We start from the raw sequence: 26,474 nt of genomic DNA on the forward strand, positions 1-26,474 counted from the left end.
CGAGGAGATCCTGGGTGTGCGCGGAGTCGGGCCCGGCCGCCGGGACCACCTCGATCATCACGGTGTCGCCGGTCGCGTTCGGCACCGGCGCCGATAGGCGAAGCGGCCCAGGCGATACAACATCGTGGACATCACGAACTCCCGGACGGTGCGCTGCTTGAAGCGGGGCGGAGCGGCCGTGGCCACGCTAGGAGCCGACTCGGCCCGACCACCGCGATCCGGCCCGCAGACGGGGCCATTCACACGCAACTCCCATAGAACGAAACTCAGTTCGTGGGCCACGCTGGAGGGGCGCGGGCCGCCGGGCCGGCGCCTGCGGGAGTCGGGGGCCCGGGTACGGTGCCGACGGGGGCGCAGCGCACCGTAGTGTTCGCGCCGATCACGCCCACCGGCCCCAACCCATCCGCCGCACCAGGCGGAACGCGTCGCGAGGAAGGCACCGATGAGCATCCCGGATCCGCAGGCCGGCCCACCCGCGACCCACGACCGGGGCCGCCTCCTGGTCGTCGACGACGAACCGGCGATCGTGGACACCGTCGCCCGGTTGCTGCGCTTCGTCGGTTACGACGTGCGCACCGCCGCCACCGGCCTTCAGGCGCTCACCGTCGCCCGGGATTTCCTGCCCGAGTTGATCCTGCTCGACGTCATGCTCCCCGACGGCGACGGCTTCGAGGTGCTGCGCCGACTGCGCTCGGACGAACTCCAGGTCGCGGTGGTCTTCCTCACCGCGCGCGACACCCGCAAGGACGTGGTCCGCGGCCTGACCGCCGGTGGCGACGACTACATCACCAAGCCGTTCGGCCTGGACGAGGTCACCGCGCGTGTGGAGGCGGTGCTGCGCCGCACCCGGCGCGCGGCACCCGGCGGCGACGTACTGCGCGTCGCGGACCTCGAACTCGACGCCGCCGCCCACCAGGTGCGCCGCGCCGGACGCCCCGTCGACCTCTCGCCGACCGAATTCCGGCTGCTGCGCTACCTGATGCTGCATCCCGACCACGTGTTGACCCGGGCCCGCCTGCTGGAGCACGTGTGGTCCTACGACTTCAACGGCGACGACACCGTGGTGGCCACCTACATCAGCTATCTGCGTCGCAAGATCGACGACGGCCAGGGCACACCGCTGATCCACACCCGTCGCGGGGTCGGGTACTGCCTGCGCACACCGCCGTGCTGAGCCTGCGGCCCAGGATGCGCCGGCAACCGCTGCGCCGACGCCTGGTGATCGTGCTCGTCCTGGTCTGCACCGTGGTGCTCAACACCTGCGCGGCGGTGACCGTGGGCGTGCTGCGGGACTCGCTCTTCGACCGTCTCGACGACCAACTCGACACCACCGTCGCCGCGTTGCGCGCCCTGGACCAGCGTGAACGCAACAACCAGCGGCTGGGCCTGGATCCGGGCATCTGGCTGAAGTACCCGGGCGGCCTGCGCGTGGCCCTCGCCGCCCCCGGCCGCCGCCCGCCGCAGGGTCCGGGGCCGAGGCTGACCGGCATCCTGCCGCCCACCGGCAGCACGGTCACCGCGCCCTCGGCCGAGCCCGGTTCCGGCGAGAGGTTCCGGGTTCGCGTCCAGGACCTGACCGACGGGCGCACCGCGCTGGTCGCGTTGAGCACCAATGACGCCGAACGGGCCGCGGACCACGCGCTGTACGTGGTGCTGATCACCGTCGGGATCGCCCTGCCGACTCTGGGCCTGCTCGGCGCGCTGTTCGTCCGGCGCGAACTACGGCCGCTGGAACAGGCCGCCCAGGTCGCCGACTCGATCGCGGCGGGCGACTACGGGCGGCGCGTACGCAATCCGCTGATCGGTCCGCGCACCGAGGTCGGCCGACTGGCCATCGCCATCGATCGTATGCTCGACCAGATCCAGGCCGCGTTCACCGCCCGGGACACCTCGGAGGAACGCCTGCGTCGCTTCGTCGCCGACGCCTCCCACGAACTGCGCACCCCGCTGCAGTCGATCGGCGGATACACCGAGTTGTACCAGCGCGGCGCGCTTCCGGACCGGGCCTCGGTCGACGACGCGGTGTCCCGGATGCGGGCCGAGATACGGCGCATGAACGGCCTCGTGGAGGCCCTGTTGCTGCTCGCCCGCCTGGACGAGGAACAGGACACCGATCTCGAACCCGTGGACCTGGCCCGGGTCGTGGCCGACTCCTGCCGCGACGCCGCCGCGGTCGAACCCGCCCGGCCGCTGACCCATGCCGCCACCGCGTCCACGGCGGAGGTACTGGTCCTGGGCGACGAGGACCGCCTGCGGCAGTTGGTGGCCAACCTGCTCGGCAACATCCGCATGCACACCCCGCCGGACGCCCCGGCCGCGGTCGAACTGCGCCGTGAGGGCGATCACGTGGAACTGACGGTGCGCGACGGCGGCCCGGGCATACCGGCCGCCGATCTCCCACACGTCTTCGACCGCTTCCACCGCGCGGACAAGAGCCGCAGCCGCGCCCAGGGCGGCAGCGGCCTGGGCCTGTCCATCGTGGCGGCCATCGTCGACATGCACCATGGCAGCATCCACATCGGCCCCGCCTCCGATCGGGGCACCGTGGTCAGGGTCCGCCTCCCCGCCCTCGGTGACACCCGTTCGCCTCCCGCGTCGGCATGACCGACGTCGGCGTCGCTCACGAGCCGGTCCTCTTCCCGAGCGTCGATCGTGTGGCCGGCACGGGCACGCCGCGGGTCGAACCGTAGGGCAGTACCGCGTGTACCGCCCAGCCGCCGTCGGGGTCGGGACCGATGTCGAGCCGGCCGCCGAGCATCGCGACACGCTCGCGCATGCCGATCAGGCCGTGGCCCATTCCGTCGCCCGGCGCCTGCGCGCCCCGCCCGTCGTCGCGGACACGCACCTCCAGCGCGTCCCTGCGGTACCCGACCAGGACCTCGGCGCCGGCCGTCGGACCGGCGTGCTTGCGGGTGTTGGTCAACGCCTCCTGGATGATCCGGTACGCGGTGAGCGCGACGGTCCGGGACGGGTCGATCGGCTCGCCCTCCACAACCACCCGCACGGACAGGCCCGCGCGGCCGACCTGGTCGACGAGATCGTCCAGGTGGCGCAGGCTCGGCTGCGGGACCAGGCCCTCGGTCTCGTTCTGCGCGCGCAGCACCCCCAGCAGTCGGCGCATCTCCACCAGCGCCTCGCGTCCGGTCTTCGCGATCGTTTCCAGGGCCTCGCGGGCCTTGTCGGGGGAGGTGGCGATGGCCCGGCTCGCACCATCCGCCTGTACCACGATCACCGACACGTTGTGCGCCACCACGTCGTGCAACTCCCGTGCGATCCGCGAGCGTTCCGCCGCAGCGGCGATCAGCGCCTGCTGGTCGCGCTCGAACTCCAGCCGGGTCGCCCGCTCTTCAAGTTCGGCGTAGTAGGCGCGGCGGGTCCGCATCGAGTCGCCGAGCACCCAGGCGATGCCGAGCGTGATGGCGATGAAGGAGTACACGAACGCGCCTTCGCGCACGTCCAGATTCACGCTCGCGCCCCAGCGCGCGAAGTAGAGCCCCGGCACCGCGAACACGCAGACCAGGGCGAGCCGCACCCGGCGCGGCGAGCCGATCTTCGCCGCCGTGTACAGCGCCATCGGCACCGCGATGCTCGTCATCATGATCTCCGAGCTCACCACGAGTTGGCCCGCGCTGCCCAGCATCACCAGCCCGAACGCGGTCCGGGGTCGCACTCGGCGCAGCGACGCGCCCAGGCTGTGGAGCACGACGAGAACCCACAGCCCGTACCGGACCCGACCGGCCGGCGTCGCGTCGTCGTCGTGGACCTGAGCGGCGCTCAGCAACAACACCGGAAGCACGATCATCGCGTCCACGACCAACGGGTGCCCGCGCAGCCAGGCGTAGATTCTTTGCACACCGGGACGCTACGGGCGAGGGCCTCGTGCGGGCGTCATCCGATGCGCCGAGCGGACCCATCGTCCCCAGGTCTCACCCTCGCGGGCCGCGCCTCCTTCCCGCGCCCCCGGCAGATCCGGCCGAGGGCTGACGACACGGCACCACCGATCACGAGGTGGCGCCGCTCACCCCGGGCGAGCCGGTCTGCGAACGCGCGCCGGGTCGCCCGCGAATCCGGGCGATCGGTCGAGTACGGCGGTGGCCTCGACCAGCAGGCCGGGTTCGTCCGTTCCCGTGGGCGTGCGGTCCCGCAGGCGGTTCCGGGTACGGCGAACGTGCCGCCGTACCCGGACACCACGCGGGCGCGCCGTCGATACCGACCGAACGACGCCGAGACGGCCGGCCACCCCGGCAGGTTCGCCTCGGACGCGTTGCGAGCCACCTCCCGACACCTTGCCCGCGACCTCGGCGGGTTCCCACCCGTCGAGTGTCGCTCGCAACGTCTCCGGACGGATCGTCGAGCGCTCCTCCCCCCATCCGACCATCGACTCCCGGCGTGACACGGGAATCACGGTCGCCCCCCAGGGCCGCGACGAAGTCGATCACATTTGCGTGATCATTTCGTCACCACCCGTGAACACGACTTTAGGCCCCGGTCACCGCCGGGGAACAGGCGGCAAACAAGCCGGCCTTGCCGCCCACGCCAACCGACACAAACCGTCGGTTGCCCGACTCGCGCATCCGGCCCGGTTCCGGAACCTCGGGTCGGGCCCGGCCGGATCGGCACGGCCACGCGGGCGCCGGCCCGGGTCGGGACGCACCGGCGCCGACCCTCGCCCTGGTTGGCCGAATACCGCTGTACCACCGCGTAGTTCGCGGAAGCGGAAGCGCCCGCCACGTCGTCGCCATGTCGTCGCCGCGCCGCTCGCGAGTCACCGGTCACGGCCATGAGCCGCGGTCAGCGCGGCGGAGCCAGGACCGGCGCCAGGACGGTGAGGGCGTCGAGGATCCCGTGCGCGTCGGGGGTGTGCTCCGGGTCGACCAGCCACTGGAGCATCAGGCCGTCGCAGATCGCGATGAGCAGCGCCGGAATCGCCTCGGCGCCCGCCGGTGGCTCGACGCCCGAGTCCGCGAACGCCCGGTCGGTCATGGCGTGTCCGGCCCGACGGGCGTCGGCGTATCCCGCGGCCAGGCGTTCGCGCAGCGCCGCCGAGCGCATGGCCGGCGCGAACGACTCGACACACGCGACCGCCATCGGGCGCAGTTCCTCGAACGAATCGATCAACGCCACCAGTGCGGCGGCCGGTTGCGCACGTGGACCATCGGCGACGACGGCCGACACCGCGTCCCGCACCCGCCGGGTCCACACCTCGAAGCACTGCCCGACCGCCTCCTCCAGCAGCGCGTCCACGCCGCCGAAGTGGTAGCCGATCGAGCCGAGGCTGGTTCCGGAGGCCTGCGCGATATCGCGTGCGGTGGTGTGCGCGTAGCCCTTCTCCCGCAGACAGCGCACGGCGCCGGCGAGGACTCGCTCCCGATGACTCCTGGACAGGGGCGACTTGGGCATCCCACCGTGTTGGACAAACGTGCAGCACGAATGTTCAGACTTCTCTCGGATCAGGAGCGAGTCGATGACGTCTGCCACCCCGCCGCCGGGTTCCCGGCTGCCGAACTGGATCCAGACCGCGCTCTACCTCGCCGCCCCCGGCCGTTCGCTCAGGGCGGCCCGGCGCCGCCATGGGCCGGTCTTCCAGGCCCGGTTCCTCGGTTTCCCGCCGCAGACCTACGTCACCACGGCCGAACTGGCCCAGCAGGTCTACGCCGTCGACGCCGGCGGCGGCCGGGCCGGCGAGGTGCGCCGGCAATTCCTGGAGGGCATGGTCGGCCGGAACTCGCTGCTCACGCTGGACGGCGACCCCTGGTGGCGGCACCGCAGACTGCTGAGCCCGGCCCTGCACGGCAGGGCCATCGCCGACTACGGCGACGAGATCGCCCGAATAGCCGCCGAGCACATCGCCGAGTGGCCGCGACACCGGCCGTTCGCGCTGCGCGACCGCATGCAGGAGATCACCCTGGAGGTGATCCTGCGGCTGGTGTTCGGGATCCGCGACAACGATCGTCTGTCCCGGCTGCGCACCGCCATCCCCGAACTGATCGAGGTCGGCGGCTCGCCGGTCGTGCTGATGTTGCCGCCACGGGTTCGGGCCTGGACCCAGAGCCCGTCGGCGACCCGGCTCGGTTTCCTGCCCACGACCCGATTCCAGCGCGCCCGCGACGCGGTGGACGCGATGTTGTTCGACGAGATCGCGCATCGCCGTACCGACCCGGTCCCCGGCGCCACCGACGTGTTGTCCCGGCTGTTGCAGGCTCGCGACGAGCGGGGTCGGCCGATGAGCGACCAGGAACTGCGCGACGAGCTGATCACCATGCTCGAAGCCGGCCACGAGACCACCGCCACCGCCCTGGCGTGGACCTTCGAGCGCCTCCTGCGCACCCCCGCCGTCCTGGCCGAACTCCGCAAGGAGATCGACGACGGTCGCCACAGCACCTACCTCGACGCCGTGGTCAAGGAGGCGCTGCGCTCGCGCCCCGTGGTGTACGAGGCCCCGCGCCTCCTGGACGAGCCGCTCCAACTGGGCCGATTCCGGGTGCCCGCGGGCTCGTTCGCGTCGCCGGTGATCACCCTGATCCATCACGACCCCGAAGTCTTCCCGGAGCCTTCCGAGTTCCGCCCCGAGCGCTTCCTCGGCCCGGACGCGGCCCGGACACAACGGGCCTGGATGCCCTTCGGCGGCGGTCGTCGGTACTGCGTCGGCGCGCAACTCGCGGTCCTGGAAATGACGGTGATCATCCGTGAGGTGCTGACCCGCCTGGAGTTGACCGCCCCCGATCCGGCCCCGGAACGGCCGCGGGCGCGGCACGTCACGCTGATCCCGGCCAAGCGCACCGTCGTGGTGGCCCGCCCCCGCGACAGCGCCGTTCCTCCCGAGGGCCTGCCGACCCGACGCGCCGTCACCGTGCGTCGCGAGGTCGCGGTCGCCCCCGCGGTCGTCTGGGCCGCGCTCGCCGACATCACCCGCATGGGCGAGTGGAGTCCCGAATGCACCGGCGGCAGTTGGCTCGGCACCCACCGTGAGCCCGTCGTCGGCGCCCGCTTCATCGGCACCAACCGCAAGGGCCTGCTGCGCTGGACCACGCGGTGCATCATCACCGACGCCCGCCCCGGCCGCGCCATCGCGTGGGACACCCGGCTCGGCATCCCGCTCGCCCATTGGTCGTTCGTGCTCTCCCCGACCCCCACCGGCACCCTCGTCGAACAGACCTGGCGGGATCGCCGGGTGGGCCCGCTCGGCACTCTGATGGCCTGCCTCTCCGAAGCGGCGCTGCGCACCGGCCCACGCGCCGACCACAACGAACAGTCGATGCGCGCGACGCTGTCCGCGCTCGAACGGCACCTGAAGACGCGGTAGCCCCCGTCCCCGGCGTCGACCGGGAACAGGGGCCGCGTCGCGGTATCGAGGGAACCTCGTGCCGCGGGTTACTTCACCGGCTCCGGTGCTCCCGCACCGGGTCCCGTGTCACTCACCGGTTCCGGTGCCGGCTCCGCGACGTCCTCGGACTCCCCACGGACCGCCGGTGGTTCGGGCAGTTTGACCGATTGCAGGAGCAGTTGTGCGACGTCGACGACGCGGAGGTCTTCCTTGGCGTCGCCGGCCTGCTTCTTGGCGTTGATGGAGTCGGTGAACATCACCAGGCAGAACGGGCAGGCGGTGGAGACGATGTCGGGCTTGAGGGAGAGGGCCTCGTCCATGCGCTCGTTGTTGATGCGCTTGCCGATGCGTTCCTCCATCCACATGCGCGCGCCGCCGGCGCCGCAGCAGAAGCCGCGTTCCTTGTGCCGGTGCATCTCCTCGTTGCGCAGTCCCGGCACGCGGGCGATGATCTCCCGCGGCGGCGTGTACACCTTGTTGTGCCGGCCCAGGTAGCACGGGTCGTGGTAGGTGACCAGGCCGTCCACCGGCTCCACCGGCGTCAGCCGGCCCTCGTCGAGCAGGTGTTGCAGCAACTGGGTGTGGTGGATCACCTCGAAGTGGCCCTCCAACTGCGGATACTCGTTGGCGAGGGTGTTGAAGCAGTGCGGACACGTGGTCACGATCCGCTTGCGCGGGGCGTCCTCCAACGCGGCGTTCAACGTCGCCACGTTCTGCGCCGCGAGCATCTGGAAGACCACCTCCGAGCCCAGCCGGCGCGCCGAGTCGCCGGTGCAGGACTCCTCCTTGCCCAGGATCCCGTACCGCACGCCCGCGATGTGCAACAGCTCCGCGAACGCCTTCGTGGTCTTCTTCGGCCCGTCCGCCAACGCCCCCGCGCAACCCACCCAGTACAGGTACTCCAACTCCGCGGGCTCCACGTCCCGCCCGACGATCGGGACCTCGATCCCGGTCGCCTTCTTCAGTTCCTTGACCCAGTCCAGGCGGGCCTTGGTGGCCACCCCCCACGGGTTGCCCTTGTTCTCCAGGCCCTTGAGCATCGTCGCAGCCTCGGAGGGGAACGCGCTCTCGATCAACACCTGGTACCGGCGCATGTCCACGATGTGGTCCACGTGCTCGATGTCCACCGGGCACTGCTCCACACACGCCCCGCACGTGGTGCACGACCACAACACGTCCGGGTCGATCACCCCGTTCTCCTCCGCCGTGCCCACCAGCGGCCGCCCCGCCTCGGCCAACGCGGACGCGGGCACCCTCGCCAACTGCTCCGGGGTGGCCCGCTCGTTGCCCTCCTCGTCCCGACCCCCACCCGCCAGCAGATACGGGGCCTTCGCGTAGGCGTGCTCACGCAACGACATGATCAACAACTTCGGCGACAACGGCTTGCCCGTGTTCCACGCCGGACACTGCGACTGGCACCGACCACACTCGGTACACGTGGAGAAGTCCAACAGACCCTTCCACGTGAAATGCTCGATCTGCGACACCCCGAACACCGCGTCCTCGGCCGGGTCCTCGAAATCGATCACCTCGCCACCCGAACGCATCGGCGCCAACGCACCCAACGCGACACCACCATCGGCATCACGCTTGAAATAGATGTTGAAGAACGCCAGGAACCGATGCCAGGCCACACCCATACTCGGCTTGAGTCCGATGGTGATCGCCCACGTCATCGAGATGACGATCTTGACCGTGGCGACGATGTAGATCAGGTTCTCCAACGTGCCGTCGGAGAGGTCCGCGAACGCGACCACCAATGGGTAGCTCACCCAGTAGCCCGGCTCGTACGCGTCGACTCCCGCCAGCGCGCCCTCCAGACCGCGCAGCATCATGATGCACACGCCCACCGAGCCGACCACGAACTCGACGAAGTACGCCTGGCCGAACCTGGATCCGGCGAACCGGCTCTTGCGACCGGGCCGGCGCGGATGGGAGGACTGCCGGATCGCGATCAGCACCAGGATGCCGACGATCGTCATCAGACCCATGAACTCGGTGAAGACCTCGAACACGTCCCAGTGCCCGAGACCCCACAGCGCGAATTCCGGCGAGAAGAGTTGGCCGTACGCGTTCACCAGGGTCAGGATCAGCGCGCCGAAACCGACCATGACGAACCAGTGCGCGGCGCCGACGATGCCCCAACGGAGCATCCGGGTGTGCCCGATGGTCTCGGTGAGCATCGTGCGCAGACGCGTGCCGGCCGCGCTGGTCCGGCCGCGCACGGGCTGCCCGAGTTTGACGAACGAGTGGATGTAGGCGGCGGTGCGCCCGAGTAGGGCGAACCCGATCACGCTGATCAGCAGCGAGATCACGATCCCTGCGAGTTGCATGCTGTTCGGCTCCTCCGGTGGGACGTCCCTTCCGGGGCGTGTATCGGCCGACTGGGCAAGGCCGCTCGGGCTCCCTACCCATTGGTAACTTGACCACTGCGTCGATGATATCGGCCCGCCCGACAACGCCGACCTCGCGGGTTTCGCCCGCTTCGCCCGACCCGCGCCGCACGTTCCGATCCGACCGGCCGGCTCGCCAGTTGTGTGACGCACCGTCAGATCAGTCAGCATGCATGCTGCCATGTCGGTGCGTCGAAATCCGCAACAGGTCCCGGCATCGTGCCGTCGTCACCCGGGAACGGGATCGAAACCCTCGGCGATCAACCGACCGGCGAGCGTCACATGCGATGCGCGTCCTCGGTCGGGTCGTGCCGACGGATTCGAATCCGCGTTCGCGTCGAACCTGCTCCCGGGCGGCTTCGACCGGCTCCACCAGCGGGTATGGACGTGCGCCGGGCACCGACCTCGGCGCCGTCCGCGCATGGCCGCTCGCAAACGCTTGACCTGGCGGTCACTCCGAGAAATCGTGAAAGTGCGGAGCGATTCGGATACTTCGCTCCGGCTCGTCCGATCTTCACGAGAAAGGGTCCCGAATGACCGTCTCTCCTCCCGCTGATTGGACCACCAGCAGTTATTCGCAGCATCAGAATTGTGTGCAGTGGCGCAGCCCGGATGACGGGGACATCCGTGTCGCCGACTCCAAGGCCGGCCCCGACGGGCGGCAGATCCCGGTGGCACGAACCGCCTGGACGGCGTTCGTGGACGGACTCAAGCGCGCTTGACCCGAGGCCGTCGCCCGGGCGGGGGCACCCGCGCACAGGTGCCCCCGCTCGGGGATCGCGACCGATGCCGTGCGGATCCGCGCGTACGACTCACCACCACCAGGCTTGCGCGGCGCGGCGCGCCGCTACGAGGCTTCGTGCGCGGCGCGCCACTCGGGGGCGAGGACCGACCAGATCTCGGTGTCCTGGCGCACGCCTCGGTAGGGGTAGTTCTGCCGCTGGACTCCTTCGCGGCTCATGCCCAGGCGCTTGGCCACGTTGATGCTCGGGGTGTTCTCGGCGGGCACCAGCCACTCCACCCGGTGCATGCCGCGCTCCCGGATCGCCCAGTCGATGATCACCCGGGCCGCGCGGGTGGCCAGCCCGCGGCCGGCGACGGTCGGTTCCAGCCAGCAACCGGCCTCACAGTTGCCCGTTGCCACGTCGAAGGTCGGGAACAACACGCCGCCCACGAGGAGTCCGTCGACCCAGATGCCGTACACCCGACCGGCGTCGGCGGCGGTCTTGTCCGCGTAGCCCTGGAGCCACTTCCGGGCGGAATCGAGGTCTGCCGTGACGTCGGGGAGGCCGACGTATCGACCGATGAAATCCCGGCCGCGGTCGATGTGGGCGAGGAACTCCTCGGCCCGCCAGGGCTCCAGCGACCGCAACTCGGCTCCGTCGCCCAGGAATAGCGCGAACATTCCCGTCCTTCCGCAATGACCGTGCAGGATCGCCGATCGATCATGCGGATTCTAGTGCCGGGCGCGGCACTGGGACGATCTTGCGGCCGATTTCCGGTCACGGGTACGGGTACGGTGTCAGCCGAAGTCGACGCCCTGGGCGAGCGGGAGTTCGTCGGAGTGGTTGACCGTGTTGGTGGCCCTGCGCATGTACGCGCGCCACGCGTCGGAGCCGGATTCGCGTCCGCCGCCGGTCTCCTTCTCGCCGCCGAACGCACCGCCGATCTCGGCGCCCGACGTGCCGATGTTGACGTTGGCGATGCCGCAGTCGGAGCCGTCCGCGGCGAGGAACCGTTCCGCCTCGCGCTGGTCGCGGGTGAAGACACTGGAGGAAAGGCCCTGTGGCACCTGATTGTTGAGGTCGATCGCCTGGTCGAACGTACGGTAGGTGAGCACGTAGAGGATGGGCGCGAAGGTCTCCTCCCGCACGATGTCGGTCTGCCCGGGCATCCGGACGATCGCGGGACGCACGTACACGGCGTCGGGCGCCTCCGGGCGGCGCAGGTGCTCGCCGCCGATCACCACCTCGCCGCCGTCGGCCCGGGCCCGCTCCAGCGCGGCGTCCATCGCCGTCCCCGCCGCGGCGCCGATCAGCGGCCCGACCAGGGTGGTCTCCGCGAGGGGGTCGCCGATCCGCAGGTCCGCGTAGGTCCGGGCGAGCCGCGTCACGAGTGGCTCGACCACGTCCTCGTGCGCGATCACCCGGCGCAGGGTGGTGCAGCGTTGTCCGGCGGTGCCGGCCGCGGCGAAGACGATGCCGCGTACCGCCAGGTCCAGGTCGGCCGACGGGGCGACGATCGCGGCGTTGTTGCCGCCGAGTTCCAGCAGGCAGCGGCCGAACCGGGCGGCGACACGAGGGCCGAGCTCACGGCCCATGCGGACCGAACCGGTGGCGCTGACCAGCGCGACCCTCGGGTCGTCGACCAGGACCTCGCCGACCGCACGGCGACCGAGCACCAGGCGGTGCAGGTCGGTCGGCGCCCCGACGTCGACGGCCGCCCGGGAGAGCAGCGCGGCGCAGCCGATCGCGGTGAGCGGGGTCAGCTCGGAGGGTTTCCACACCACGGCGTCGCCGCAGACCAGCGCGAGCGCGGTGTTCCACGACCACACCGCGGCCGGGAAGTTGAAGGCGGAGATGACGCCGACCACGCCCAGCGGGTGCCACGACTCGGACAGCCGATGCCCAGGCCGTTCCGAGGGCATCGTGCGCCCGTAGAGCTGCCGGGAGAGGCCGACCGCGAACTCGCAGACGTCGATCATCTCCTGTACCTCGCCGCGCGCCTCGGTCCGGATCTTGCCCGCCTCCAGGGTGATCAGCTCGGCCACGTCCTCCCGGTGCTCGGCGAGCAACTCGCCCAGCCGTTTCACCAGTGCCCCACGCACCGGCGCCGGTGTCGTACGCCAGGTCTCGAAGACCCGCCGCGCGGCCGTGACGGCCTCGCTCACCTGCTCCGGCGTCGAGGAGGCGAGCCTGCGCAGCACGCCACCGGTGATCGGGGTACGCACGACCAGGTCCCCGGCATCGGGTCCGGGCGCGGCCCCACAGCGGCGCAGGCACGCGTCGGCCCGTGCGCGCAGCGCCTCGGTCTCGGGGAGGCGGGTGGCGGAATCGGGCATGTCGTCTCCTGGTCGGGGCCGCGGCCGGTTCGCGGCGTCGCGGGTGTGCGGGAATCACGCCGCGGGAATCACGCCGGTGCGGCGGGCGGCGCCGCCAACTCGGTGCGGGCCTCGGCGAGGGACGTGTCCCGCTGCGCGGCGTAGAGGTCGATCGGGTCCTGTACGGGTCGGCCGATGGTCTCCGCCAGCCAGGGCCGGTCGTAGTGCGTGCCGGAGCGGGTGGCGTCCCGGGTGCCCGCTTCGGTCAGGTTGGATTGGAAGATGCCGGCGGCGGAGCGCGGCAGGAAGTCCTCGTACACGATCGGCGCGGCCTCGATCCAGCCCTGGTCGAGGAGTGCGGCGAGGTCCTGCGGCGGCTGCCGGTCGGTTGGGCGTCGCTCCGGTGCGGTCGCCCGGTAGGTGAAGAACGCCTGCTCGTTCACCGCCAGTTCGCGCTCGGTGCGGGGGAAGCGCGCGGTCCAGACCTCACGCGCGAGCTCGGCCCGGTCCGCCGCCGTGGCCCCGGCGGCCCGCCGGTCGGTCTCGGTCATCAGGTCGTCGTACAGCGCCCGGCCGGTCGTGGTGAGCGCGATGCCGCGGGCCTCGACCTCGCCGAAGCGGACCCGCAGTGTCCCGAACTCCGTGCCGCCGTCGGCGGAGCGGAACCGCCGCTTCTCCTCCAGGGCCCGGAAGGAGGTCTGCCGCAGCAGCACGTCGGGTCCGTCCCAACGGGGTGGGCCCTGGATCTCGTCGATCATGGTGATTCCGCGCCGGCCCATCTCCGTGTAGAGCCGGTCGATGTCCAGTACCCGCGGCGTGAGGTGGTTGATGTGCGTGCCGGTCACCCCGCCGATGTCCGCGGCCACCGCGGACACCCGGGCCAGTTCCCGGTACCAGGCTCCGTCGATCGGGTCGGCGGACAACCGGAAGGCGTCGACGGCCAGGGTGAGGAAGCGCTCGGCCGGCTCCGGATCGAGCCCGCCGTCGCGCTCGGCCCGATCCGCGAGTTCCAGGAGTTCGGCCGGAAAGAGTTCGCGCCGGGCGAGGAAGGCTTCCAGACGTGCCTGGAGATCCTCGTCGAAGAAGCGGCGATCGGCGGTGGTGAGCAGGGAGGTGAAGACCCGGAAGGGATTGCGCGCCAACTCCGCCGGTTCGGTCGGCCGGAACGCGGTGGACACCACCGGTACCGAACTGCTGCTCGCCTCGCGCAGGTCGTAGAAGCCGACCGGACGCATCCCCATCGCGCCGAAGATCGCCGCGACCTGCCGCAGTTCGCCGGGCGTGCCGACCCGGATCGCCCCGTGCCGCTCCGCCGCGACCCGTTCCACGCCGCCGAGTCGGCCGGCGTCGCCGTCGACCCGGGAGACGTCCTCGTTGATCTCCGCGACGGCGGCCGACAGCGTGGTGTAGGCCGGGACTTCGGTCCCGTACATGTCCGACAGACGGCGGGCGAAGGCGGCCCGCAAGCGCCAGGCGGGTACGGTCCCCATGAGTGCTCCTCGATCGGTCGGCGGCCGGAGCCGGGTCGGCGTCGAGGTCGAGACCTCGCGCCGTGGATCATTCGACCTCCCAGTCGTACCCACGCGCCGGGCGTGCGCACTCCCACCATCTCGCCGCCGCGTCCGCCCCGGCGCACGCCACGCCCGCGGGCCCGACCGTGATCCGCCGTCCGGGCGAAGCGATCGCGACGCGGCGGCTTCGCGGCGGATGCACGGCGGATGCACGGAGCCGGCACTGCACGGATTTGACAAGTCACGGAGTGTGCGATCGCACACAACAAGGATTTGTCGCTTCAGCGATGACCAGACAATCACCGAAGGTCTTCGAGCAAGCAAAAACTCGTGCATCATCGGTCAATTTCGCTCTTCAACGGCCCGATGTCCGGAGCGGGCATCCGTCCACTCGTCGGCGGGGTCGCTCGAAGGGGTGATGGTTCTCCTCGTTGGGATGAATACCCGAGGGTCGGCGTGTGCCGGGCGCGAAAGCCTCGTTATCCGCTCCGAAGCCGATCCGCGACCCACACGCTTCGACTCGAGGAAGCGCCCGGGGCCGGCCTGCGCACGCACCGACTTCGGCGGTGGTACGAACCAGGAGCCGATCACGCCACGCACGTCGAAATCCGCATCCGGCCCCGCCCCGCACGACGAACCACGGTCCGCCGCCACCCGGGCGGGCCGCGTCCGTCCGCGCCCCGTCGTCCTCGCGGCCACCGCCCTCGGCGCCGCCACCGTCGGCATCGCCGTCGCCTGGACCCGAGCCGCCGGCCAACCGGGATCCGGCACCCTCGCGCTCGTCCTCGCGGCCGTCGCACTCGTCGTACTCGCGCGCTCCGACCTGGGATCGACGCCGCCACGGCTGACCGCCCAGGGTCTCCTGGCCATCGCCGTGGGGACCGTGCAGACCCTGTCCTACCCGCCCGCGGCCGCGCCCTCCCGCGCCTTGTTGTGGCCGCTGCTCGCCTTCCTCGCGATCGCCCTCGCCATCACCGTCGGCATCGCGGTCCGGCAACTGACCGTCCTCGCCCGCTTCGAGGGCGCGTGCGCGCGCCGGGTGCGCACGGCCCTGGACACGTGGTTGATCGGCGCCTCGGTGCTCGCCCTGGGCCAAGCCCTCGCCCGGCACTGCGCCGCCGGTGAACACCGGCACGAACCCACCGCGGTGACGTGGGTGATGGTGGGGTGGTTGTGCGTCGACATGCTGCTGTTCTGCCTGGCGCCGGTACTGTGCGCCCGGCCCGTCCGGGGGCGCCGAGCCGCCGCGACCCTGGTCGCTCTCGTACCCGCCGTGGTGATCGGCGTCGAGGGCCTCGAAGCGCTCGGGCACGCGACGGCCACCTGCACGGATCGGCTCTCGGCGGCGACCCGGGTCGCCGGGATGCTGATGATCACCTTCGGGGCCTGCCTGTGCGCCGGCACCCGAACCGCGATCACCGTACGCTGCCGGGCGGCCACCGGTGCGCTGACCGTATGCGTCCCGGTGCTCGCTTGTGTGGCCATCGTCTGCGCCCACACGCTCGCCGGCCACCGACCCGACCGGTTCACCCTGGGCATCGCCGGCTCCATCGTGGCCGCGTTGTGGATGCGCCAATGCCTCTCCCACGCCCGCAACCTGCGACTCGCCGAGCAACTCGCGGCCCGCAGGCCGCACATCCCGCGCCAGACGACCCGGCGAACGCGCTGACGGACATCGCCGCCGAGTCGCCCCGCACATGCCGGCGCAACCGCCTCGGGCCCGCCCGGCACGCGCCGGGCACGACGTCCGCCGCCGCGCCTCGGGCCGGTGCGCGCCCGCGGACGTCGACTCGCGAGAATGGGCGACCATGGCACCGAAGATCGAACTGCTCCTGCCCACCGCTGCCGACGCCCGGCTGCGCACCGAGGTCCATCACGTCTTTCACGACGTCGCGCGCCTGGGTGGCGCGATCGGCTACCTGACGCCGCCGGCCAAGCCCGCCACCGACGCCTGGCTCGAGGACGCCCTCGCCGCCGTCCGGGCCGGCGACGCCGCGTTCATCGTCGCCCTGGTGGACGGCGCCGTGCGGGCGACCGGCCTGTGGCGGCGCAGGGCCGAGCCGGTCTTCGCGCACACCGCCGAGGTGGAGAAGGTGATGGCACACCCGGCCGGCCGCGGCCTGGGCCTGGGGCGCCTGCTGATGACGGCCCTGATGGACAGCGCGCGCCGGGCCGGGATCGAGACCCTCGCGCTGGGCGTCCGGGGCAACAACCACGGCGCGATCGAGTTGTACGAGGAGCTCGGCTTCACCGTCTGGGGTCGCCTGCCCAACGTCATCGAGATCGACAACGAACGCTTCGACGACATCCGGATGGCCCTCTCCCTCGGCCACGGCCCCGACGTCGTGCTGCGCGGATCCACGCCCGGCGGGCCGGGCTCCTCTCCCCGGCGCCCGCTCACGCCCTGAGCTGCCCCGAAGCGGTCGGGCCCGCCCGACTCGGGCCGGCGCCGGCACGTCCTCGATGCCATCGGAGGCGGCGATCGTGCCGGGCACCGCCGGTGCGGGTGCGATCTCCAGGACGACGTCGGCGAAGGCCCGGACACGTGTGTCGGCGTCGTCGCGGGAGCGCCACACCAGTGCGTGCCAGAGCGGCGCCATGTCGGGAACCGGCACGAAACGGATCTCGGGGTATTGGTACAACATCGGCAGTCACACAGCCTGAACAATGGGGGCATCGGTCGGGACGGGTGGGCGGTCGGTCAGCTTCCGAGCGCCGTGCGGTTGCGCCGGTTCGTCTCGACGAGTTCCAGACGCACGATCATGTCGGCGAGATAGGCCGAGAGTTCGTGCACGGCGCGCTCCTCGACCCCGTCGCCGATGGCGTGGTAGCAGTGCACCAGATTCGTCGCCCGATCCACGAACAGCCGGCCCGCCCGCACCGACATCGACGGCGCGCTCGCGTCGGCCATGTCGATGCCGTCCAACAGGGCCGCGAAGCCCTCCGGCCCGGGCAGCCGGTAGTCCATCGAGAAGTGACCGCTGCGAGTCAGCACGAGGCTGTCCGACGACCAGCCCGCCACGTTCAGCGTCTCCCGCACCCCCCGGAAGGACGGGGCGAGCGGCCAGAAATGCCGACCGCGACGCGCGAACAGACCCGAGCGCGAACGATCGGTGTGCGTCTGCATCGGGATCCGCGACGCCTCCAGTCGCCGGCGCACCGGCTCGACCAACGACATCAGCGCCGGCTCGGCGACGGCCCGGGCCCGCGATCGGCTGTCCTGTGCCGCCCGGCCCCGGGACTCCTCGGCCTGTAGCGCGTCCGCCCGCCGCTCCGAGGCGGCCCGATACGCATCGTCGAAAGAGGGAGCCAAGACGTCCACCCCGCGCAGGTGAGTCACGACGGCGACCGGGGCGATCACCCCGAGAGCCGGAGCCCGGCGTTCCGGGCAGCTCCGCCATCATGCAGGAATCGCCCACCCACACGGGTGACTTCCCGCCACGCGGCCGGGTACCCGGACCATTCCGTGACCGGATCATCCCGTGACCGGGCCGGTCGTCCCGCGACCGGACAGGTGACCGGGGCCCCGACGCTCGATCGTGGTGGGGCCGCACGCGTCACGGGTGCACCCGCGCCGGCGCCCGGCACGATCGGACGCGGCCGGTCGGTCCCGGTTCCATCTGCGGTCTTGTTCCTCGGCGTTGCTTCGACCGGCCGAGCGCACCACCCCGCGCCGTCGCGCTCCCGGCGGTTTCGAGCGCGGTCGGCGGGAGCGCATCGGCGGGCGCCCGATCGGCTCCGGGGCACGACCCCGTTGCCGACCGGGCATCCCCTACTACGCGAGCAGGTCCTCGTGGTTGTGCACCACCAACCAGGCCTGGTCGAACCGTCGCACCACCGCCGTGTTGCGGATGTGTTCGGCGGGCGGCGTCGAGCCGTCGGCGGCGGGTGCGAAGTCGACCCGCAGCGTGTAGCGGGCCAGCGCGGTGTCGCCCCAGACGTCGATCACCTCGTCGCTCGCGTGGATCCCGGTGACCACCGGCGCGTCCGGGCCTACCGGTCGCGCGGCACGGATCCGGTCCAGGTCGGCCCGACCGAAGAGGAGTTCCGGCGCGGCCGAGTCCCAGATGGTGGCCTCGGGGTGGATCCGGGCGTCGATCCGCTCGCGGTCGCCGGCCGTGAAGCCGGCGTAGATGTCGAGCAGGGCACTCCAGACGGCGGCGCGGTCCTCGGCCGACCCTGCGGGTCGGTGCGTGTCGCGCGGGGCGGCGTCGGTCATGGCACGAATGTCCTTACGTCGGGGGTGGGTCGGGTCGCGGACGCGGCGACGGGTGGGGGCCGGCGAGGTGTACCCACCGGGCGACGTCCGCGACGGGTCAGGCCGCCACGTCCTCGCGGACGATCCGGCCGCTTTGCATGACGAACGACAACCGGCCGAGCGCCGAGATGTCGTGCAGCGGGTCGCCGTCGACGGCGATCAGGTCGGCGGTGAAGCCGGGCGCGACCTGTCCCAGGCGGTCCTCGGCCTTCACCAGCCGCGCCGCGGTGGTGGACACCGACTGGAGCACGCGCAGGTTGTCCAGGCCGCCCCGGGCCATCAGGAACATCTCGTACACCGCCGCCGGCACGCCCTCGACCAGGTCGGCGGGCGGGATGTCGGTGCCGTTGACCAGCTGTACGCCGGCCGCGACCGCGCGGCGGAAGCTCTCCTGATGCGGTTCGATCGCGTTCTGCGCGTTGGCGATCGAGGCCTCCTCGAAGCGGTTCTCCCGCATCCAGCCCTCGGAGTTGGTCACGCACAGCGTCGGGGTCACGAACGCGCGCCGGTCGGCGAGCAGCCGCGCGGTGTCGTCGTCGAGCGCGTACGCGTGCTCGAAGGAGCGCACGCCCTGGGCCAGGGCCGCGCGGATCGCGGCCGACTCGCCGGAGTGGGCGACCACGTACGCGTCGTGCTCGTGGGCGGCCCGGACCGTGGCGGCGATCTCCTCGTCGGTCATCTCGGCGTGTTCGAAGTCCTCCCCCTCGCGAGCCAGACCGGAATTGATGAAGATCTTCAAGTGGTCGGCGCCGGCCGCCAGTTCACCGAGCGCGGCGCGATAGAAGCCGTCCGGGCCGCTCGCGTAGGAGCAGTCCGCGCCCTCGCCGTGCCCGTGCGGCGTGGACAGCGCACGGCCGGCGCCGAAGATCCGCGGTGCCTGGATCCAGCCGCGCCGCTGCGCGTCGCGCAACACCAGGTCGATCCGGTTCTGCTCGTGCACGCAGCGCAGCGTGGTGATGCCGGCCCGCAGCGCGTCGTGCGCGCGCTGGGCGGCGCGGAACGCGGTCAGACCGGGTGACTCGTCCTCGCGCGTGTCGGAGAACGGGAAGACCACCGACAGATGCGAATGGCAGGAGATCAGCCCCGGCAGCAGGTACCGGCCGCCCAGGTCGTGCGCGTTCGCGTTCGGCGGCAGAGCGGCGCGTACCTCGGCGATGGTCGAGTCCTCGACTCGCACGCTGCGGTCGCGCAGCACCTCGCCCGTGACGACGTCGACGATATGACAGTTGGTCAGCCACATGAGTGCGCTCACCCGACTTTCTTGAGGTTCGGCGCCAGGACGGAGCACGCGGCGCGCCGGCGCGGAAGGAACTCGACCAGCACCGGTTCGTCGTCCGCGCAGGCGTCGACGGCGATCGGGCACCGGGGGTGGAATCGGCAACCGGCCGGCGGGAAGGCCGGGTCGGGCACGTCGCCGGGCAGGTCCACGGGCAACTCGCCGCTGCCGTCGGCGCGCGGCACGGCCGCGATCAGCGCCTTGCTGTACGGGTGGCGCGGCTCGGCCCAGACCTGGTCGGTGGGGCCGCTCTCCACGACGGTGCCCAGGTACATCACCGCGACCGTGTCGGCGATCTGCCGCACGATGGACAGGTCGTGCGAGATGAACAGCAGGCCCACATTGCGCTCGCGGGCCAGTTCGAGCAGCAGGTTGGCCACCGACGCCTGCGCGGAGGCGTCCAGCGCGGCAATCGGCTCGTCTGCGACGATGCAGGTGGGTTCGGCGGCGAGCACCCGGGCGATGGCGATGCGTTGGCGCTGGCCGCCGGAGAACTCGTGCGGGAAGCGGTCGGCGAACTCGGCCGGCAGGCCCACCCGTTCGAGCAGTTCGCGGGCCACGCCGCGGCCCTTGTCGCGGGTGCCGCCGGCCAGGACCACGGCGTCGGAGATCTGTTCGCCGACCCGGCGGCGCGGGTTCAGCGACGCGTACGGGTCCTGGAAGACCATCTGCAGGCCGCGTTGCGTCGTCGGGCGCGAGCGCAGTCCGAGCGGGGCGACCGGGCGTCCGTCGAACTCGACGGCGCCGGAGGAGGGCTTGAGCAGGCCGACCGCGGCCTTGCCCAGGGTCGACTTGCCACAGCCGGATTCGCCCACCAGGCCGACCACCTGCCCCGGTTGCACCCTCAGGCTCACCCCGGCCACGGCGCGCACGGCGGGCCGACCCGGCGAACGGTAGGACACGCTCACTTCGCGCAGCGTCAGCCCGACGTCCTTGGAGGTGACGGCGATGGTGGAGGTGAGGGAGGACAAGGTCATCGGCTATCCACCTTCGAAGCGGCGACGGCGAGCGGGTCGATCGGGCAGGCCCCGGCGTGGGTGGGGGTCAGCGCCAGCAGTCGCGGGCGCTCCTGTCGGCAACCGTCCACCGCGTGCGGGCAGCGCGGGTGGAACGCGCATCCGCTGGGCGCCTGACCCAGCTTGGGCGGCGCGCCGACGATCGGTACGAGCGCCGCGGTGCCGCCGTCGGGGTGCGGCAGCGCGTCCAACAGGCCCCGGGTGTACGGGTGTCGCGGCTCGCGCAACACGTCCGCGCGCGGCCCGCTCTCCACGATCCGGCCCGCGTACATCACGCTCACCCGGTCGGCGAGCGCGGACATCACACCGAGGTCGTGCGTGATGATCAGCACCGACAGGCCGTTCTCCCGGCGCAGTCGGTCCAGCAGACGCAGAATGCCGGCCTGGACGGTGACGTCGAGCGCGGTGGTGGGCTCGTCGGCGAGCAGCAGCGCCGGGTCGCAGGCCAGCGCGATGGCGATGGCGATGCGCTGGCGCATGCCACCGGAGAACTGGTGCGGGTAGCGGCGCAGCGCCCGCTCGGGGTCGGGGATGCGTACCGTGGTGAGCAGTTCCACCGCACGAGTGTTGGCCGCGCGTTTGTCCAACCTCTTGTGGTGGCGCAGGTGTTCGGTGAGTTGTTTGCCGATGCTCAGCATCGGGTGCAGCGAGGTCATCGGGTCCTGGAAGACCATCGCCACCCGGTTGCCGCGCAGGTCGCGAACCTGACGCGGGGTCATGGTCAGGACGTCCTGGCCCTCGACGAGCATCCGCCCGCTCGCGCTGCCGCCCTGGGGCAGCAGCCCGAGCAGGGCGAGCGCGGTCATCGTCTTGCCGGAGCCGCTCTCGCCGGCCAGCCCGACGATCTCGCCGCGGCCCACGGTCAGGTCGACGCCGTCGATGGCGCGCAGTCGTTCGCCGTCGGGTCCGGGCAGTTCCACGACGAGGTCGCGGATCGCCAGGAGCGGTTCGTCGTCGGCGACCGGCGGGGTCGGGGTGTCGTTCATGTCCGTCACTTTCGGATCGCCCGTGCCGTACGCGGGTCCAGCGCGTCCCGCAGGGTGTCGCCCAGGAAGTTGAAGGCGAGCACCGAGAGCAGGATGGCCGCGCCGGGGAAGACCGCGACCCACCACGCGTCGAAGTTCGCCGAGCCGGCGTTGACCATCGCGCCCCACTCGGCGGCGGGCGGTTGTGCGCCCAGGCCCAGGAAGGACAGTCCGGACAGCAGCAGTACGGCGTTGCCCAGGTCGAGCGCGGCGAGCACGGCGACCGGGCCGGCCAGGTTGGGGCGCAGGTCCACGGCCAGCACCCGCCACCCGGAGGCGCCCAGGAGTCGGTCCGCCTGGACGAAGTCGGATTGGCGCAGGGTCAGCACCAGTCCGCGGACCACGCGGGCGTAGGTGGGCCAGCTCACGATCACCACCGCGAGCACGGCGTTGGTGAGGTTGGGGCCCAGTGCCGCGACCACGGCCATGGCCAGGATGATCGCCGGGAAGGCGAGCACCAGGTCGGCGCAGCGCATCACGACCATGTCGATCCAGCCGCCGAAGTAGCCGGCGACCGCGCCGAGCACGGTTCCGATGACCATCGCGAGCACGACCAGCAGCAGCGCCAGCGGGAGCGAGATGCGGGTGCCGTGGATGACCCGGGAGAGGATGTCGCGGCCGAGTTGGTCGGTGCCGAACCAGTGTTCACCGGACGGCGACTGGTACTTGGGCCATTTCTGGGCGAGCGGGTCCTCGGGCGAGATCACCGACGCGAAGATCGCCGCGATCAGGAAGACGCCGATGATGACCAGGCCGGTGATGGCCAGGGGGCTGCGCCACGGCGACTTGCCGGGGCGACGCTTGCGTCGCGGGGCGGGGTCGTCCGTGCCGGTGCGGTCGGCTCCGAGCCGATCGCCGAGGAAGAGGCGCGTGGCGTTCACGAGAGGCGAATCCTCGGGTCGATGACCCCGTAGAGCAGGTCCACGAGGAGGTTGATCACGACGTACACGACCGCGACGAACAGGCAGACGCCCATGATGGACGGCAGGTCCAGGTTGAGCGCGCTCTTGTACGCGTACTGGCCCAGACCCGGCCAGGACAGCACGTTCTCGACCAGGACGGTGCCGGCGAGCATGCCACCGAAGGTGAGCCCGGCGACGGTCAGGATCGAGGTGAGCGCGGGTCGCAGCACGTGCCGGCGGATCACGGTGGACTCGGGCAGGCCCTTGGCCCGGGCGGCGCGGACGTAGTCGTTGCCGAGGGCTTCCAGGACCGCGGCCCGGGTGAAGCGGGTGAGCACGCCGATGTTGAACGCGGCCAGCACGCACGCGGGCAGGATCAGCCGGGAGAAGGCCTCGCCGAAGGTGCCCGTGTCGCCGGTGAGCAGCGAGTCGAGCGTGTACAGGCCGGTGATGTCCTGGGGTGGGATGGCGCCGGGTGACAGTCGCCCGCCGGCCTGGATCCAGCCGAGTTTGAAGGAGAACAGGTAGAAGGCGACCTGGGCGAGCCAGAACACCGGCATGGACACACCCGCGAGGCTGACGACGCGGATGATCCGGTCCGGCCAGCGGTTGCGGGTGACCGCCGCGACGATGCCCATTCCGACGCCGATCACCAGCGCCAACACGATGGCCACCAGGGCGAGTTCGAGGCTGGCGGGGACCCGGTCGGCCAGGTCGTCCCAGACCGGCCGGTGGGTCTGCTGGGAGGTGCCCATGTCGCCGTGCAGCAGGTTGTTCAGGTAGGTGCCGTACTGGGAGGGCAGGGACTCGTCGAGCCCGTTCTTCGCCTTGAACGCGGCGACCGCGGCCGGGTCGTTCTGGGCGCGGTCGCCGAGGTTGGCGGCGACCGGGTCACCGGGCACGGAGTGGGTGAGCACGAAGGCCAGGATCGTGATGCCCACGCACAGCAGCAGGCCGACGGACAGCCGCACCAGCACGAAGCGGGCGAAGGGATGGGAGCCGCGCGCGGCCCGGGGGCCGGGGGCCGCACCCTTGCGGGGTGCGGCCGTCCGGGGGGTGCCGCGGTCGACCGTGGGGTCAGCCGAGCTTGTCGACATCGATGTACCAGATCGGGTTGTAGTGCAGGTTCTTCACCGAGTTGTTCGCGGCGATCACCTGTGCGGGCTGGAGGAGCGGGATGAACGGGCCGGTCTTGTTCATCGCTTCCTGGAGCTGCTTGTAGAGCTGGACGCGTTCGGCGTCGGAGGTGGCGACCTTGGCCCGCTGGGCGAGGGCACTCACCTCCGCGTTGCCGTCCGCCTTCCAGCCGGCGCGCTTGGCGACCAGTTCACCCGGGGTGAACGCGAGGTAGTCGCTGGCGTCCGGGTAGTCGGCCTGCCACCACCAAAGGCCCATCGCCTCGGTGCCGTTGCGGTAGGAGTCCAGTGCGGTCTGGGTGGGGGCCGGCTTGAGGTTGACGGTGATGCCGACCTCCTTGAGGTTGGCCTGGACCCGTGCGCCGAGGTCGCCGAAGTTTATCCCGTTGATGGTCACGTCGGAGGCGTAGTACAGGTCGACGCTGGGGTTGTTCAGGCCGGCCCGGGCCAACGCGGCCTTGGCGCGCGGGACATCGCGCACGATCGCCTTGGCCGGGTCGAGCGCGCCGGTGAAGAAGCCGGGCACGATCCCGGCGGCCTGCGCGGAACCGGCGCCGGCCACGTCCAGCAGGCTCTTGTAGTCCACGCCGTAGCGCACCGCCTCCTGGAAGTCCTTGTTGGAGGTGGTCGGCGAGATCGCCGGGTTGTCGTTGGTGAACAGGAACGCGGTGGTGGGCGTGGGCTGTTGCAGCACCTGTGCCTGGCCCTTGACCTTGACCGCCTGGTCCGGCGACATGTCCAGGGAGACCTGGCTCTCACCGCTGAGCACGTTCAACTGCTGGGTGTTCGCGGGCACGTTGCGCACCACGACCTTGGCGTACTTGGGCTTGGCGCCCCAGTACTTGTCGTTGCGGGTGAGGATGACCTCACTGCTCACGTCGTACTTGGTGATCTTGTACGGACCGCTGCCCTGCGAGTCGGTGTTGAGGAACTGCTCGGCCTTGTCGCCCTGGTCGGCGCCGGCCGCGTCGGTGCCGCCGTGCGCGGCGACGGTCGTGGAGTTGACCACGCCGAGCGCGGGGGTGGCGATGCGGAACGGCAGCGCGGGGTCGGCGGCCTCGGTGGTCAGCACCACCGTGTGCTCGTCCTTGGCGGTCGCGGTGACGCCGTCGAGCAGGAAGGCCGGGTTGCCCTTGAGGTTCTTGACCCGGTTGAACGAGAACACCACGTCCTTGGCGGTCACCGGCGAGCCGTCGGAGAACTTGGCCTCCGGGCGCAGCGGGAAGGTGAACGTCTTGGCGTCCGGGGCGGCCTCGTAGGAGGCGGCGAGCAACGGCACCGGCTTGGTCACGTCGCCGCCCGCGAAGGTCAGCAGCGTGTCGTACACGGGACGGGTGACCAGGATCCCGGTGGGCTCGAACGTGCGGCCGGGGTCGGCGGTCTTGAGACTGAACGAGGTGTCGACGACAAGCGTGCCGCCGCCCTCCGCGTCGCCGGACTGCTTCTTGGCTCCGCCGCACGCGGCGAGCATCAAAGCGGCGGCGACGGTGACCGCCAGTGGGGCGGCGGCCCGGCGTACGGCCTTGGCCCGGCGACTGTCCCCGATGGGGTGATTGCCCTGCATGGCGCACCTTCCTCGAGCCACCCGATCGGCCGATGACGGAACCGAGTGTTTGATCTGGCTGAACGGTGGGCTCGAAAGTAGGCGTGGCCGAGCGTGATGGTCAATGACTTTCTCGGCCGTCTCGGAATTTGGGACCAAAGATCCATTCAACGTGATCGCACGTCCACGTGGAGCGACGATTTTTCGCCTTGATAACGGTTTGATGACTGCTCAGAGCCCTCTTGGGGATCCCAGGACGTCACCCGGCGCACCCGTCGGCGGCGTTCACCGCGGTGCCCGGCCGGCGGAATCCACCCGGCCCCACCCCGGTGGCCATCACCCGGGCGGCACAGTGATCTTGACGGGGAGTCAGCCTCGTGCCTATGTTCGCCCCGAAGCGTTCAACCACATTGAACACGTCATGAAGCACAAGCCAGGATCCGCGAGTCGAGGGTGCTCGGCACCGGAGCGAACGGGGATCGGACCATGCTGGGTGACCGACTGCGCGAGCTGCGCCAGGCGCACGACCTGACCTTGCGTCAGTTGGCCGTCCAAGCCGGCATCTCGGCGGGCATGCTCAGTCAACTGGAGAACGGCGCCGCGGAACCGAGCCTGAGCACCCTGCGCAAGCTCGCCCGCGTCTTCGACACCTCCATCGCGACCCTGTTCGACGATCCGGACGTACCGCGCGTGGCGGTGACCACGCGCGAGCAACGCATGCGGCTCGGCGCGGCCCGCCAGCACATCACCTATTCCAGGCTCACCCCCGGATCGGGCGATCTCGAAGTGCTGGAGGCCGACATCGAGCCCGGCCAGGCATCCTCCGACGAGCCGTACAGCCATCCCTCCACGGAATGCGCCACCGTGCTCGCCGGACGGCTCGACGTCGAGGTGGACGGCCGCGTCCACCACCTCGAGGAGGGTGACGCGATCACCTTCGACTCGCGTCTGCCGCACCGGTTCGTCAACTCCTCAGACGCACCCGCGCGGCTGCTCGTCGCGGTGACGCCGCCCATGCCGTAACCGGCACCGCGTCGCCCGGATCCCGCG

At 71.3% G+C, this 26,474-nt stretch carries 21 protein-coding genes; 7 read left to right on the forward strand and 14 right to left on the reverse strand.

Annotated features, from left to right (window positions below):
* Positions 1-442: 442 nt before the first annotated feature.
* The gene (locus OG948_RS43190; protein WP_331770455.1) at positions 443-1,174 is read left to right on the forward strand and encodes a response regulator transcription factor; all 732 of its coding nucleotides are present in this window, start codon (positions 443-445) and stop codon (positions 1,172-1,174) included.
* Positions 1,168-2,604 (forward strand): HAMP domain-containing sensor histidine kinase, encoded by a 1,437-nt coding sequence (locus OG948_RS43195; protein WP_331770456.1) that lies wholly within the window; start codon positions 1,168-1,170, stop codon positions 2,602-2,604. The genes OG948_RS43190 and OG948_RS43195 overlap by 7 nt, the downstream gene beginning before the upstream one ends.
* Before the next feature lie 16 nt (positions 2,605-2,620).
* Here the strand turns inward: OG948_RS43195 and OG948_RS43200 are convergent, their stop codons facing one another.
* Both OG948_RS43200 and OG948_RS43205 read right to left on the reverse strand, forming a co-directional pair.
* A complete protein-coding gene (locus OG948_RS43200; RefSeq protein ID WP_331770457.1) occupies positions 2,621-3,853 on the reverse strand; it encodes a sensor histidine kinase in 1,233 nt (410 codons plus the stop codon).
* Positions 3,854-4,791: 938 nt separating this feature from the next.
* Positions 4,792-5,400, reverse strand: a complete 609-nt coding sequence (locus OG948_RS43205; protein WP_331770458.1) for a TetR/AcrR family transcriptional regulator — start codon at positions 5,398-5,400, stop codon at positions 4,792-4,794.
* 64 nt (positions 5,401-5,464) lie between these two features.
* On the opposite strand from OG948_RS43205, the gene OG948_RS43210 reads away from it, so the two are divergent.
* The gene (locus tag OG948_RS43210) at positions 5,465-7,303 is read left to right on the forward strand and encodes a cytochrome P450 (protein WP_331770459.1); all 1,839 of its coding nucleotides are present in this window, start codon (positions 5,465-5,467) and stop codon (positions 7,301-7,303) included.
* A 68-nt stretch (positions 7,304-7,371) separates the two neighbouring features.
* Here the strand turns inward: OG948_RS43210 and OG948_RS43215 are convergent, their stop codons facing one another.
* Positions 7,372-9,657, reverse strand: coding sequence for a (Fe-S)-binding protein (locus tag OG948_RS43215; protein WP_331770460.1), 2,286 nt, complete (start codon positions 9,655-9,657; stop codon positions 7,372-7,374).
* Between the two features lie 593 nt (positions 9,658-10,250).
* On the opposite strand from OG948_RS43215, the gene OG948_RS43220 reads away from it, so the two are divergent.
* Positions 10,251-10,439: a DUF397 domain-containing protein gene (locus OG948_RS43220; RefSeq protein ID WP_331770461.1), complete on the forward strand. Its 189-nt coding sequence runs from the start codon at positions 10,251-10,253 to the stop codon at positions 10,437-10,439.
* Positions 10,440-10,564: 125 nt separating this feature from the next.
* Here the strand turns inward: OG948_RS43220 and OG948_RS43225 are convergent, their stop codons facing one another.
* The 3 genes from OG948_RS43225 to OG948_RS43235 form a co-directional block, all read right to left on the reverse strand.
* Complete coding sequence (locus tag OG948_RS43225; protein WP_331770462.1) at positions 10,565-11,122, reverse strand: GNAT family protein; 558 nt, start codon at positions 11,120-11,122, stop codon at positions 10,565-10,567.
* A gap of 117 nt (positions 11,123-11,239) precedes the next feature.
* A complete protein-coding gene (locus OG948_RS43230) occupies positions 11,240-12,778 on the reverse strand; it encodes an aldehyde dehydrogenase family protein (protein WP_331770463.1) in 1,539 nt (512 codons plus the stop codon).
* Positions 12,779-12,846: 68 nt separating this feature from the next.
* Positions 12,847-14,247: a VOC family protein gene (locus tag OG948_RS43235; protein ID WP_331770464.1), complete on the reverse strand. Its 1,401-nt coding sequence runs from the start codon at positions 14,245-14,247 to the stop codon at positions 12,847-12,849.
* Between the two features lie 457 nt (positions 14,248-14,704).
* On the opposite strand from OG948_RS43235, the gene OG948_RS43240 reads away from it, so the two are divergent.
* Together OG948_RS43240 and OG948_RS43245 are read left to right on the forward strand one after the other, a co-directional pair.
* Entirely contained in the window at positions 14,705-15,937 is a 1,233-nt protein-coding gene (locus tag OG948_RS43240; RefSeq protein ID WP_331770465.1) for a hypothetical protein, read from the forward strand.
* Positions 15,938-16,076: 139 nt separating this feature from the next.
* Positions 16,077-16,676: a GNAT family N-acetyltransferase gene (locus OG948_RS43245; protein ID WP_331770466.1), complete on the forward strand. Its 600-nt coding sequence runs from the start codon at positions 16,077-16,079 to the stop codon at positions 16,674-16,676.
* Between the two features lie 293 nt (positions 16,677-16,969).
* Here the strand turns inward: OG948_RS43245 and OG948_RS43250 are convergent, their stop codons facing one another.
* The 8 genes from OG948_RS43250 to OG948_RS43285 form a co-directional block, all read right to left on the reverse strand.
* Positions 16,970-17,581 (reverse strand): hypothetical protein, encoded by a 612-nt coding sequence (locus OG948_RS43250; RefSeq protein WP_331770467.1) that lies wholly within the window; start codon positions 17,579-17,581, stop codon positions 16,970-16,972.
* A gap of 462 nt (positions 17,582-18,043) precedes the next feature.
* Positions 18,044-18,487 carry a DUF4440 domain-containing protein gene (locus OG948_RS43255; RefSeq protein WP_331770468.1) on the reverse strand — a complete coding sequence of 148 codons (444 nt, stop codon included), beginning with the start codon at positions 18,485-18,487 and terminating at the stop codon, positions 18,044-18,046.
* Positions 18,488-18,584: 97 nt separating this feature from the next.
* The gene (locus OG948_RS43260) at positions 18,585-19,778 is read right to left on the reverse strand and encodes an amidohydrolase family protein (RefSeq protein WP_331770469.1); all 1,194 of its coding nucleotides are present in this window, start codon (positions 19,776-19,778) and stop codon (positions 18,585-18,587) included.
* Entirely contained in the window at positions 19,775-20,779 is a 1,005-nt protein-coding gene (locus tag OG948_RS43265; RefSeq protein WP_331770470.1) for an ABC transporter ATP-binding protein, read from the reverse strand. Before OG948_RS43265 ends, OG948_RS43260 begins: the two co-directional genes overlap by 4 nt.
* Positions 20,776-21,804 (reverse strand): ABC transporter ATP-binding protein, encoded by a 1,029-nt coding sequence (locus OG948_RS43270; RefSeq protein ID WP_331770471.1) that lies wholly within the window; start codon positions 21,802-21,804, stop codon positions 20,776-20,778. Before OG948_RS43270 ends, OG948_RS43265 begins: the two co-directional genes overlap by 4 nt.
* Positions 21,805-21,809: 5 nt before the next feature.
* Positions 21,810-22,724 carry an ABC transporter permease gene (locus tag OG948_RS43275; protein ID WP_331770472.1) on the reverse strand — a complete coding sequence of 305 codons (915 nt, stop codon included), beginning with the start codon at positions 22,722-22,724 and terminating at the stop codon, positions 21,810-21,812.
* On the reverse strand, positions 22,721-23,842 hold the full coding sequence (locus OG948_RS43280; RefSeq protein WP_331770473.1) for an ABC transporter permease: 1,122 nt from the start codon (positions 23,840-23,842) through the stop codon (positions 22,721-22,723). The genes OG948_RS43275 and OG948_RS43280 overlap by 4 nt, the downstream gene beginning before the upstream one ends.
* Entirely contained in the window at positions 23,823-25,445 is a 1,623-nt protein-coding gene (locus OG948_RS43285; protein ID WP_331770474.1) for an ABC transporter substrate-binding protein, read from the reverse strand. Before OG948_RS43285 ends, OG948_RS43280 begins: the two co-directional genes overlap by 20 nt.
* Positions 25,446-25,910: 465 nt before the next feature.
* Between OG948_RS43285 and OG948_RS43290 the strand changes: the two genes are divergently transcribed.
* Complete coding sequence (locus tag OG948_RS43290; RefSeq protein WP_331770475.1) at positions 25,911-26,447, forward strand: XRE family transcriptional regulator; 537 nt, start codon at positions 25,911-25,913, stop codon at positions 26,445-26,447.
* Positions 26,448-26,474: the final 27 nt, after the last annotated feature.

The sequence above is a fragment of the Embleya sp. NBC_00888 genome (genome assembly GCF_045207655.1).
Taxonomy (GTDB): domain Bacteria; phylum Actinomycetota; class Actinomycetes; order Streptomycetales; family Streptomycetaceae; genus Embleya.

Excerpts from the sequence above, each read along its gene's own strand:
- OG948_RS43190 (WP_331770455.1), top strand. The coding sequence starts at position 443 with ATGAGCATCCCGGATCCGCAGGCCGGCCCACCCGCGACCCACGACCGG.
- OG948_RS43205 (WP_331770458.1), bottom strand. The coding sequence starts at position 5,400 with ATGCCCAAGTCGCCCCTGTCCAGGAGTCATCGGGAGCGAGTCCTCGCC.
- OG948_RS43210 (WP_331770459.1), top strand. The coding sequence starts at position 5,465 with ATGACGTCTGCCACCCCGCCGCCGGGTTCCCGGCTGCCGAACTGGATC.
- OG948_RS43215 (WP_331770460.1), bottom strand. The coding sequence starts at position 9,657 with ATGCAACTCGCAGGGATCGTGATCTCGCTGCTGATCAGCGTGATCGGG.
- OG948_RS43220 (WP_331770461.1), top strand. The coding sequence starts at position 10,251 with ATGACCGTCTCTCCTCCCGCTGATTGGACCACCAGCAGTTATTCGCAG.
- OG948_RS43225 (WP_331770462.1), bottom strand. The coding sequence starts at position 11,122 with ATGTTCGCGCTATTCCTGGGCGACGGAGCCGAGTTGCGGTCGCTGGAG.
- OG948_RS43230 (WP_331770463.1), bottom strand. The coding sequence starts at position 12,778 with ATGCCCGATTCCGCCACCCGCCTCCCCGAGACCGAGGCGCTGCGCGCA.
- OG948_RS43235 (WP_331770464.1), bottom strand. The coding sequence starts at position 14,247 with ATGGGGACCGTACCCGCCTGGCGCTTGCGGGCCGCCTTCGCCCGCCGT.
- OG948_RS43240 (WP_331770465.1), top strand. The coding sequence starts at position 14,705 with ATGAATACCCGAGGGTCGGCGTGTGCCGGGCGCGAAAGCCTCGTTATC.
- OG948_RS43245 (WP_331770466.1), top strand. The coding sequence starts at position 16,077 with ATGGCACCGAAGATCGAACTGCTCCTGCCCACCGCTGCCGACGCCCGG.
- OG948_RS43255 (WP_331770468.1), bottom strand. The coding sequence starts at position 18,487 with ATGACCGACGCCGCCCCGCGCGACACGCACCGACCCGCAGGGTCGGCC.
- OG948_RS43265 (WP_331770470.1), bottom strand. The coding sequence starts at position 20,779 with ATGACCTTGTCCTCCCTCACCTCCACCATCGCCGTCACCTCCAAGGAC.
- OG948_RS43270 (WP_331770471.1), bottom strand. The coding sequence starts at position 21,804 with ATGAACGACACCCCGACCCCGCCGGTCGCCGACGACGAACCGCTCCTG.
- OG948_RS43280 (WP_331770473.1), bottom strand. The coding sequence starts at position 23,842 with ATGTCGACAAGCTCGGCTGACCCCACGGTCGACCGCGGCACCCCCCGG.
- OG948_RS43285 (WP_331770474.1), bottom strand. The coding sequence starts at position 25,445 with ATGCAGGGCAATCACCCCATCGGGGACAGTCGCCGGGCCAAGGCCGTA.
- OG948_RS43290 (WP_331770475.1), top strand. The coding sequence starts at position 25,911 with ATGCTGGGTGACCGACTGCGCGAGCTGCGCCAGGCGCACGACCTGACC.